Source organism: Rhizobium sp. CNPSo 3670, from assembly GCF_057784555.1.
This window is the reverse complement of sequence record NZ_JBXSOL010000067.1, coordinates 1-9707: the sequence shown is the minus strand read 5'-3', so window position 1 is coordinate 9707 and position 9707 is coordinate 1. Positions and strand designations below refer to the sequence as shown.

The 9707-nt window shown below is 63.6% G+C and carries 11 protein-coding genes and 2 tRNA genes; 5 read left to right on the top strand and 8 right to left on the bottom strand.

Going from position 1 to position 9707, the window contains the following annotated elements; all coding sequences use genetic code 11:
* Nucleotides 1–218: 218 nt before the first annotated feature.
* From AC13QO_RS29420 to AC13QO_RS29405, 4 genes are all read right to left on the bottom strand, one after another.
* Nucleotides 219–914, bottom strand: coding sequence for a peroxiredoxin-like family protein (locus AC13QO_RS29420; protein WP_488542703.1), 696 nt, complete (start codon nucleotides 912–914; stop codon nucleotides 219–221).
* Nucleotides 915–1028: 114 nt separating this feature from the next.
* Nucleotides 1029–2027: an extracellular catalytic domain type 1 short-chain-length polyhydroxyalkanoate depolymerase gene (locus tag AC13QO_RS29415; protein WP_488542702.1), complete on the bottom strand. Its 999-nt coding sequence runs from the start codon at nucleotides 2025–2027 to the stop codon at nucleotides 1029–1031.
* Nucleotides 2024–2470, bottom strand: coding sequence for an NUDIX hydrolase (locus AC13QO_RS29410; RefSeq protein ID WP_488542701.1), 447 nt, complete (start codon nucleotides 2468–2470; stop codon nucleotides 2024–2026). The genes AC13QO_RS29415 and AC13QO_RS29410 overlap by 4 nt, the downstream gene beginning before the upstream one ends.
* 206 nt (nucleotides 2471–2676) lie before the next feature.
* Nucleotides 2677–3384: a helix-turn-helix transcriptional regulator gene (locus tag AC13QO_RS29405; protein WP_488542700.1), complete on the bottom strand. Its 708-nt coding sequence runs from the start codon at nucleotides 3382–3384 to the stop codon at nucleotides 2677–2679.
* A 103-nt stretch (nucleotides 3385–3487) separates the two neighbouring features.
* Here AC13QO_RS29405 and AC13QO_RS29400 point away from each other — a divergent pair, with 103 nt between their 5' ends.
* Nucleotides 3488–3886 carry a VOC family protein gene (locus AC13QO_RS29400; RefSeq protein WP_488542699.1) on the top strand — a complete coding sequence of 133 codons (399 nt, stop codon included), beginning with the start codon at nucleotides 3488–3490 and terminating at the stop codon, nucleotides 3884–3886.
* A 290-nt stretch (nucleotides 3887–4176) separates the two neighbouring features.
* Here the strand turns inward: AC13QO_RS29400 and AC13QO_RS29395 are convergent, their stop codons facing one another.
* The 3 genes from AC13QO_RS29395 to AC13QO_RS29385 are packed head-to-tail and all read right to left on the bottom strand — an operon-like array spanning nucleotide 4177 to nucleotide 7275.
* On the bottom strand, nucleotides 4177–5898 hold the full coding sequence (locus AC13QO_RS29395; protein ID WP_488542698.1) for a saccharopine dehydrogenase family protein: 1722 nt from the start codon (nucleotides 5896–5898) through the stop codon (nucleotides 4177–4179).
* Entirely contained in the window at nucleotides 5895–6344 is a 450-nt protein-coding gene (locus tag AC13QO_RS29390) for a thiol-disulfide oxidoreductase DCC family protein (RefSeq protein ID WP_488542697.1), read from the bottom strand. Before AC13QO_RS29390 ends, AC13QO_RS29395 begins: the two co-directional genes overlap by 4 nt.
* A 22-nt stretch (nucleotides 6345–6366) precedes the next feature.
* On the bottom strand, nucleotides 6367–7275 hold the full coding sequence (locus AC13QO_RS29385) for an MBL fold metallo-hydrolase (protein ID WP_488542696.1): 909 nt from the start codon (nucleotides 7273–7275) through the stop codon (nucleotides 6367–6369).
* Between the two features lie 166 nt (nucleotides 7276–7441).
* Here AC13QO_RS29385 and AC13QO_RS29380 point away from each other — a divergent pair.
* From AC13QO_RS29380 to AC13QO_RS29365, 4 genes are all read left to right on the top strand, one after another.
* Nucleotides 7442–7516 (top strand) — tRNA-Gln (locus AC13QO_RS29380).
* Nucleotides 7517–7676: 160 nt separating this feature from the next.
* The gene (locus AC13QO_RS29375) at nucleotides 7677–8315 is read left to right on the top strand and encodes a nucleotidyltransferase domain-containing protein (protein ID WP_488542695.1); all 639 of its coding nucleotides are present in this window, start codon (nucleotides 7677–7679) and stop codon (nucleotides 8313–8315) included.
* A gap of 10 nt (nucleotides 8316–8325) precedes the next feature.
* Complete coding sequence (locus AC13QO_RS29370; RefSeq protein WP_488542694.1) at nucleotides 8326–8745, top strand: hypothetical protein; 420 nt, start codon at nucleotides 8326–8328, stop codon at nucleotides 8743–8745.
* A 27-nt stretch (nucleotides 8746–8772) separates the two neighbouring features.
* A tRNA-Gln gene (locus tag AC13QO_RS29365) sits at nucleotides 8773–8844 on the top strand.
* Between the two features lie 100 nt (nucleotides 8845–8944).
* On the opposite strand, the gene AC13QO_RS29360 is transcribed toward AC13QO_RS29365, so the two are convergent.
* A partial coding sequence (locus tag AC13QO_RS29360; protein ID WP_488542693.1) for an SDR family NAD(P)-dependent oxidoreductase occupies nucleotides 8945–9707 on the bottom strand: 763 nt, incomplete at its 5' end.

Genomic DNA, 9707 nt, shown 5'->3' with positions numbered 1-9707 from the left:
GCGCGAATTGAACATGCAAGGGGGCCGGTCGCGCTGATCTTTCCAAACAGCTGCGCATCCTTCGAAAATTCTCGCCTAAGGTTGTGATGCGAGGATGTACCTTGTGGCCCCCTCATCCGCCTGCCGGCACCTTCTCCCCGAGGGGAGAAGGGGACGTGCCGCGAGCTCCGTTCCTTGCCCACGTGAATCGGGCCGCCAGAGCGCCACCAATCATCCGGCTACGCCCCTGCAACCTCGCGTCCAAGCTCACCCACGGCGGCGATGATCTCCGCTGCCGTCGGGAAAATGCAAAGGCTGCTGGGTCCGTCCAGCGCCTCGATTTGCGCCCAGGCAATGGTGCCGTTCTGATCGACCAGGAAGTGCCCGACGAGCTGGGTGGCGTGCTTGGCGAAGATCGCATGATCGGCTTCATCAAGCTCGAAGCGGTCCTTGGCGTTGAGCACCGTGTTGGCTTCCATCGGCTGGAGCGGTTCCGGGAACTCGCCCGTGGGGTTGATGCGCGCCGCCTGGAACTGCGCCATCGTCGCGCGATAAGGCCATTCGGGCTGCTCGCCGCTGCCATCGGGCAGGAACTCGGCATGCGGCACGCCGTAGGCGCGATGCGTGCGGCAGTCGGGATCGCATAAGAGCGTCACCGGCGTCGGGCGGTGGCGGACATACAGGCGAGCGCGTTCCACCGGCGTGTTGATAACGGCAACGGTCTTCACCCCGGCGGCGCTGAGGATGGGCGCTATGCCGGCAAGCTGTTCGAGCTGGCGCCGGCAGAATGGGCAGTGCAGCCCGCGAAAGAAGCCGATCAGGAACGGCCGACCGCTCAAGTCGGCCAAGGAAACCGTTCCTTCGAAATTGGCCGTGGCGAGTTCGAACGCGGGCGCGGTGTTTCCGGGTTGCAGCGGGCGCTTCTGGTCTCCCATGGAAGAATTCCTTTCCCGGATCGTCTCAGGTGAAACGACCGGAATTGAATATAGCACTCGTTGCAAGAAGACCCAGTGCCCGGTGTTGAGATCACCTGGAGTGGCCGGGCATGCTTAGAGCCTCGGCAGACGCCACAGACGCATCAGTTCGATCGGAGCCGAGATCTCCGCTGCCAACACGAATGGGTCTGTCGCTCCTGAGGGGGCCGGCTTTCGACTCTTGACGGGAAGACCGTGCCCCATGCCATGGATCGAATAGAGCGATACGGGGCGGGCGCCTGCGACGTTCCAAGAGGACAACTCGCCCCAGGGCTTCTTCTCGACACGGACGCTGCTTCGATCGACGGCGTTCGCTTCAAGCCATTGATCGACGCAAGCCCTCGCATTTGCCGGGTTGACCGTACGATCCGCAGTCCCCTGCCAGATGCTGATCGGCGGCCAGGACCGTTGGCGGGGGGAGATTTCGGCAATCCTTGCGCCCCAGCCATCCGCGGGCAGTGCAGCGCCGGACTTCATCGCATGGAGCGCTGACATTGCATCGCGCACGGCGCCAACCGGCATTCCGGCGACGATAGCGGCGCCTGCAAACATATCGGGATAGTTGGCGACCAATGAACCTGTCATCGCTCCGCCGGCAGAAAGGCCGACAATGTAAACGCGCATGCGGTCGGCTCGATGTCGTTTGAGGGCATGGTCGATCATCTGCTTGATGGAAAGCACTTCGCCGCGATCGCGAGCGACCTCGCTCGGACGGAACCAGTTGAAGCATTTCTGGGCATTGTTGGCGTGGGTCTGCTGCGGGTAAAGCACCACGAAGCCTCTCTCCCTGGCCAGTCTCGAGAAGCCGCTGGCGGCGTCCAGGCTTTCCGGCGTCTGCCGGCATCCATGAAGCACCACCACAAGGGCCGGCTTGCCTGGCAGATCGGCGGGCACGAAGGTCTTCATCACAAGCCTTCCCGGGTTGCTGCCAAATGCGGAGGTCGTCTGGAGCCTCGGTCGCTCCTGCCTGGATGGCTTATGGCGAAGCGGACTCCATGTCTTCTCCAGCAGACGTACGGCTCGCCGTCGCGTCTTCAACAATTTCGACAGCGATTTGGTGAAGCCGAGCTTCAAAGGGCCGCGCCTTCAAGCCTGGAAAGCAGAGCCTTCAAGCCGGGCTGTGCCGCATCTCGGATCGCGACTTTCAAAGGAAACCATTTCTGTTTGCGCATGCCCTTCTCCGGGAAATCAGATTGCGCCTCGACGACGTGCAGCAGGTGAACGGTGACATGGTAGTGATGCGGCGAGCTGTCTTTGTGGTAGCTGAATGAACCGAAGGCTGTCGCCTCCACGTCGCCCACGACGCCCGCTTCCTCAAAAGCTTCCCGCCTCGCTGCTGCCGATGTCGTCTCGCAGGGGTCGAGATTGCCTTTCGGAACGCCCCATCGTCCATGCCGACGACTTCCCACGAGAAGGATGCGAAGCTGCCCGCTTCCGTTTCTTCGATAGCAGATCGCACCCGCCTGCGGAACGTCGGTTGCGATTGCCGAGTTGGATTGATCGTCACCGTGCAGCATGGCTGTTTTCGATTTTTCCTGTCTTTCATCAGAGCTGTAGCATCGAACCGTGACAGTCTGCTCCGCATCGAGTTGTTTCCTCTGGCAGCCGGAGTTCAAGTTGTCGCCCGAAACCGACCGTCACAAGAAGCCGCAATGCCGTCATTGGTTCCGATCTTTTGCGAAAACCCGACAAGGCTGTGACGTCGCTCGCCGGCCGGAAGCAGTTACGGCAGCCCACCCGGCTTGCGCATTTCGGCATCGCGCCACTGCTGCCATTGCTGCCGCAACCGGCTCCTGGACATGCCGATGGATTCAGCCAGAATCTCGACCTTGAGGATCCGTTCGGTGCGGAAGTGACGGAAGGCCTGTTTCGATTGGCACCAGGCGATCAGAAGGCTGTGCGCCTCGGCATAGCCGAGCAGCACGGGCCAGACGATGCGGCTGCTGACCGTCCCATCCGCCGCGCGATAATCGAGTTCAAGTTTGCGGCCTTCCCTGATCGCCGACCTCAGCTGCCGCGTGTCGGTTGTCGCATCGCCGCCGACATCCCCCGGTCTGATGCCGACCGCCGGCTCGGCGATATAGGGAAGCAGGTCCGGCGGCATGACCGATGTGATCTTCGCCATGACATCGCCGGCGGCAGTGCGCATCGCCGCATCATTCAACCTTGCCACCATTTGAACGCCGAGCACGACGGCCTCGATCTCGTCGGGCGTCAGCATCAGCGGCGGCATGTCGTATCGCGGATCGAGCACATAGCCGAAGCCCGCTTCGCCTTCGATCGGCACACGCTGGGCAACCAGGTGGGCGATATCGCGATAGACGGTCCTTCGCGCGACCTCCAGTTCATCCGCGAGCGCGGACGAGGTCACCGGGCGGCTCGACCGGCGGAGAATCTGGATGATCTGAAAAAGCCGCTCTGCTTTTCGCATGCCTGCTGACTCCTGCTGCCACAACGCTGTCAGCATGGCTGTGTGACAAAGGCAAGCCAAGAGATTGTCGCGCAGCCATCGTCGCGCACGCAGGGAGAAGATCATGAAATTCGCATCCACCCGCCTGATCGCCGCTGATATCAACAGCATGGTGGCCTTTTATGAACTTGTGACGGGCTGCCGCGCCGAATGGCTTGCGCCCGTCTTCGCCGAGATCGTCACACCAGGCGCGACCCTCGCCATCGGCAGCGCCGAAACCGTGGCCTTGTTCAGCGAGGGCAGCGCCGAGCCGGGGGCCAACCGGACAGCCATTCTCGAATTCATGGTTTCTGATGTCGATGCGGAATTCGCCCGGCTCAAGGATCGGGTCACGGTGGTGCACCCGCCCAAGGATCTGCCCTGGGGCAATCGGACAGTGCAGTTTGCCGACCCAGAGGGCACACGCGTCGCCCTCTATATGCCCGTCACCGAAGCTGCCAGAGGGCGTTTCGCCGGCCGTTGATCGGCCGCCTGCAAACCCACGGAGAACGCCGCGTGCCCCTCATCCGGCTGCCGCCACCGACCGGGGTCGAGTCACGGGCCTCGACCCGTCCTTCGGACCCCCGCGCGCGGGGCGAAGGGGACATGCCGCAACCTTTTTGTTCCCCACCAAACTCACGCGGGGCACGTCCCCTCGCCCCGTTTTACGGGGGTCCGCAGGACGGGTCGAGACCAGTGGCTCGACCCCGGCAAGGGTTAGGGTGAGGGGCTGTCCCAGCACGAACCGGACAGCAGCGCGCTGGCCGCCGCCCCTCACTCCAGCACCAGCCACCCGGAATACCGCACCACCAGCCCTGTCAGTCGGCCGCCGATCTCCACATGGAAATGAAACCGCCCATCACGCTCCTCCTCGTAGGTATCCCCACCCGGCGCCAGGGACAGCGGCAGCGGGATGCCACAAAACCGCCAGCCGCGCACCACGAGCCTGAGCTTCTGCCCCTCCGGCACCAGCGCCAGCAGCACCCGGAACGGCCCGAAGACTTCGGCGAGCAGGTGGCGCTCGCGGCCGGTGCCCTCAGCCTGCCAGCTGCGGAAAGTCTTGCTGCCGAAAGACCGCGTCCAGATCTCCCTGTCGCCATCGGCGGCAAAGCGCACCGCCACCGGCACATCCTCGCCGGCGGCGGGAAAGCCGATGAGGCCGGCGATCAGCCGGGCGAGGAGACCGCTGCCGCGCTCGATCCGCGCCCGGCCGGAGGCAAGACGGGTGCCGCCCGCATGGATCGCCGCCAGCGCCGGCGGCAGCTTCTCCCAGGCGTCGCCGAGAATGCGCCGGTAGAGCGGCTGGGCCTCTTCCTGGTGATCCAGCCGGATGCCTGAAGCGATGGAGAACTGGCTGAAGGCCGCTTCGAAATCCGCAAGCGACAATTCCCCCGCCGCCGGCCGCGCGCCGCTTTCCGGCCGCCTGCCTTCGAGCAGCCGGCGCACCAGCAGCTCGACGCCGAGAACCGGAATGAACGGCCCGTCATCACCTTCGGCAATCAGAGACCAATCCGCCGTCAGCCGCCGCCCGTCGCGATCGAGGCCGCCCAGGCGCACGAACATGCCGCCGCGATGGGCGCCGACGGCGAAACGATGGCTGGCCGCCTGCAGCGCCCGGGCAAACGGCGTGAGCGAGGGTAAGAGCCCGATCTCCACCAGCCGGGCGGCAAATCGCAGCAGCCGCTGCAGCGCCTGCGGCTCGGTGCCGACGCCGGTGAAGGTGGATTGCAGGCCGGCAAAGCGGGCGGGCAGCAGCGCCAGGTCGGGCGCATCCACCAGCAGGAAAGTCCGGCTGGCGAGCGGCGCCACATCGGGCGGCGCGATCGTCACCCGCATCTCGTCGATCAGCCCGCGCCCCTTGGACGGCTGGCCCTCGCGCAGCAGCGCCACCGGCCTGCCGGCATAACTGGCGATGGCTCTCACGACATTGAGGCCGATCTTCACATGCGCCGACGGGGCAATGCCGGCCGCCACGCTGTCGACGCGGGAGAAATGCGGCGCCATCGCCTCCAGCGCTGCAAAGGAGAGCGCCGGCAGGCTGCTCAGCCCCGAGAGCACGAAGGTGCCTTTCGCCTTCGCCTCAGCATCGAGCCCACCGATGCCGGCGACAAAGCCGCTGCTGTCGGCGAGATCGGCATAATCGATGCCGAGCTCGATGCAGGCCCGCACCACCTTGTAGCCATCGCCGGTGAAGCTCTGGAACGGCCCCGAGGCATCGACGACGAGATCGGGCCTCAGCCGCGTCAGCTGCTCCCGGAGGTCGCCGTCGCGATCGAACACCACCGCCTGCAGCCAGGCGCCGAGATCGTTGCTGCCGAGCCGCCCGGCGCCGCCCTTCGGCGAGCGCAGATCGAAGACGAAATCATCGGCCTTAACAAGCGAGCGGCCGGCGATCAGCAGCCTGAGCCGCGGCTCCTCGCCGAGCAGCCGGGCGAGCCGGCCGCCGAAGGCGCCGTAGCCGCCGATGATCAGCAGGGAAAAGGTGCCGCCGCTCATGCGATGAAGCGGCTGCGCTGCTCCGGTGTCGGCACCATGCAGCTCTGCCGTCCGGCAATCTTCAGCCTGTTGCGGGCGATGAATTCATAAAGCACATCGGCGGCGCGCCGCGGCAGCAGCCGAAAGAGCTTCGCCAGCGAATAGGGAAAGCCGAGGCTTGCCACCATGCGGATCGTGCCGTCGGATTTGAAGAAGGCGCGGCCGCCTTCGATGAGGATATTGGTTTCGTAGTCGCGCGTATCCAGGCCGTAATGCCGGTAAAGCGCTTCGCCGAGCGGCGTCTGCGCCGCGAGGAACCGGTATCGCCGCCGCCTGTCGTGCTTCAGCGCGAATTTCACCCAGCCGGAGCAGAAGACGCATTCGCCATCGAAGACGATGAGCGGCCGGTCATCGGCAAAGGCGGGAACGGCGGGATCGGTGCGATAGCTGTAATCGGCGCGGCCCATGCTGATCTCCCTCCGCCTTTCATTACCCCGGCCAATAGCGCGCGGCAAGCGAAGGCGGCCCATCCGCGACAATCGCCCCGCGCTCCACCAGATCCTCGATATGGGCGAGCACGGAAAGGGCGGCCGCCCCATGCAGCTTCGGATCGGTATCGTGATAGATCGCCTTCACCATCTCGGCGATCTCGCGATCGCCGGCCGCGACCCGCGCCAGTACCGCCTGCTCGCGCTTGAGCCGATGCGCCTTCAGCGCTGGCAGGAACGTCTTCGGCTCCTTGACCGGCCCGCCATGGCCGGGCAGCAACAGGGCGTCTTCGCGCACTATCAGCTTGTTGAGTGAGGCCATGTAATCCGCCATCGCCCCATCCGGCGGTGCGACGATCGAGGTCGACCAGGCCATGACATGATCGCCTGAGAACAGGATGTCGCGGCCTTCGAGCGCGAAGGCGGCATGATTGGCCGTATGCCCCGGCGTCAGCACCGCTGTCAGCGACCAGCCATCGCCCGTTATCGTCTCGCCATCGCAGAGCGCGATATCGGGCACGAACTCCATATCCGCGCTCTCGGCAAAGGGATTGGCCTCGCCCTCCCGCAGCCGCCGCGCCGGCCGATGCGGCCCTTGCCCCACCGTCGCCGCCCCGGTTGCCGCCTGCAGCCGGCGGGCAAGCGGCGAGTGATCGCGATGGGTATGGCTGACGAAGATATGCGTCACATGACGCCCGCCGATCGCCGCCATCAGCGCCTGATAATGCGCCTCGTCCTCCGGCCCGGGATCGATGACGGCAAGCGAGGAGGAGCCGACGAGATAGCTGTTGGTGCCGAAAAAGGTAAAAGGCCCGGGATTTTCCGCCGTGATGCGCAAGATATCGGGAGCAACCGGCACGGCCCGCCCATAGGCCGGCTCGAAAGCAAGGTCGAATGCGGGACTTTCCATGCGGGACGATGATCTCAGGTTGATAATATCGCGGCATGCTAGCACGCCGCCCGCCACTTCGCGCGCAGAAATCTGTCGCAGGCGCAACTTAGTCATTGTGACAGGCAAAGAGCTTTGCTAATCAGGCGTCGATTTGTGAGCAAGCGGTTCGCCGCTCAAGCTCTGGTGGGGCGTAGCCAAGCGGTAAGGCAGCGGTTTTTGGTACCGCCATCCCCTGGTTCGAATCCAGGCGCCCCAGCCACTGTTTGTTTTCCCGTCTCATTCCTGATTGTGCGGCTTCAACGAAGCGGCTTGCCGTCTCCTATCTCGGAATCATAAAGATAACTATAGAAGCATATCTATATCTTTACAATTCTATAGATATCACTATGATCATAAAGATATCTATACGAGGGGCTTCTATGGCGCGACCAAAACCAGAAAGCGCTCTCCGCTTCCCGCTTTCAACTGTTTTCGGGAGCGAAGCGAATGTGCGGGTAATGCGGGAATTATCGCTTCACGGCGGGCAATTGAGCGTTGGCAATCTCATCAGCAGAACCAGGATCTCCCGCCCTCCTATACTCGCCGCTTTGGCAACCCTCGCGAGTCTTCGAATCGTGACCGAAGTTGGAACCGGCTATGCCCGTCTTTTCAGCCTCAATCGAGACTCCCCGTTTTTTGCCCCGGTGCAAGCCCTGTTCGTGGCAGAGGAAAGACGCTTTGCCCATATCCTTGCTGCGGTGAAGGAATGCGCATCCCTCTTTGGCGACAAGGTTGTGGCCGCATGGATATTTGGCAGCGTCGCGAGGCGGGAAGACAACGCCTCAAGCGATCTGGACGTGGCGCTCATTGCTGATACGCCAGACATCGAAACGATACAAAACGGCAGCATCGACTTTCTGGCCGCCAAGGGAAAAGAGCTGTCGTTTTCGCCGTCGGTCAATACCTTGTCGATCACTGACCTGAAACGATTGCGCCAAAGCGACGATCCCCTATGGAAAGCGTTTCTCAACGAAGGACTGGTAGTGCTTGGGCCTCGTCCGGAATCGATAAGGATGTGAAAGAGATACCTTGACCAGAAGCGGCCCTTCGAAACCCTCCGACCCTCGTCACGGTGCAAACCGCCTGATCATCGCCAGAGGATTTCTGGAATCGGCGAAACTGCAAATCGGCAGCGCCCAGGCCGGAACACTCGGAAATCCGATTGCGGCGACTGTGGTCAACGCAGCCATTGCCTATATGGACGCACTCACGGCAACCTTCGCCAACAAGATCAATCAAAACGATCACGCGGCGGTCATCAAGACCTTGCGGGATGCCTTGGGAAACCGACTGCCGAAATCTCAGGAAACCAGGCTCACTCGCATTCTGGGAAATAAAGACTTGGCCCAATACGGCGGCCGTTTCATGCTGCTATCCGACGCGGAATCTCTGCTCGAGCAGTTGAAGGAATATGCAGAGTGGGTGGAAAACGAAATGGCCCGCCGCTGACTTGGGCTGTAGGCAGTTGGTGCCTCTCGGGGCGTAGCCAAGCGGTAGGTCAACGGTTCTTGGTACCGCCCCCTGGTTCGAAGCCAGGCGCCCCAGCCAGTCCATTCACCCTGCCGCGCTCTCATTTAATCCTCTGATCACCTCGACCAGCTTCTTCGTCTTCTCGAAGTCGAAGACCTGTTGCGGTCCTTCTCCTGCCTTACTCCCGCTCCGCAAACAACCGAACACCTGTGAGCTGGGCCAGCCTCTCCACCAACGCCTCCTGAAACCCAACATCCCCCACCTCCGCCGCCGCCGCCCGCTGCTGGCGGTGATACCAATACCCGCCGCTCACCTTCGCAGCTTCGTCCTCGCTCGTCGCAAGCCATGTCTGCGTCAGATGCCCCATCTCGAGATCATCCGGCGCGCCGGCGCCGCCCATCTTTGTCGGCACCCAGCCGGGATCGACGGCGTTGCTGAGGACGTCGGGCCAGTGGCGGGCGATGGCGGCGGAAAGGGTGGCGATGTAGAGTTTGCTTTCGGAATAGGCCTGGCTGGCGCTCCATGGCCGCTTGTTCCAGTCGATATCGCCAAGCGCGCTGCTGCCGCTGCGGTGCATGCCGCTGGTGAGATAGATCAGCCGGTCGGGACGGGTGATCCAGGCGGTGAGGAGATAGGGGGCGAGCGTGTTGACCGCCAGCGTCTTGGCGTGGCCTTCGGGTGTTTGGCCGCGGCTCTTCTCGAGGTAGATGCCGGCATTGTGGATGACGGCGTCCATGCGGCCGATGGCGTTGACCTGGTCGGCGATGGAGCGGTTTTCCTCGGCGCTGGCGAGATCGCCGATGACGAGGCCGAGGGCGGCGGCGGAGGTCTCGGCGATTGCCGCGGCGCGCTCGCGGGAGCGGGCGTGGAGGACGACGTCGTGGCCTTCGCGGATGAGGGTGCGGGCAGCGGCGAGGCCGAGGCCATCGGTGGAACCGGTG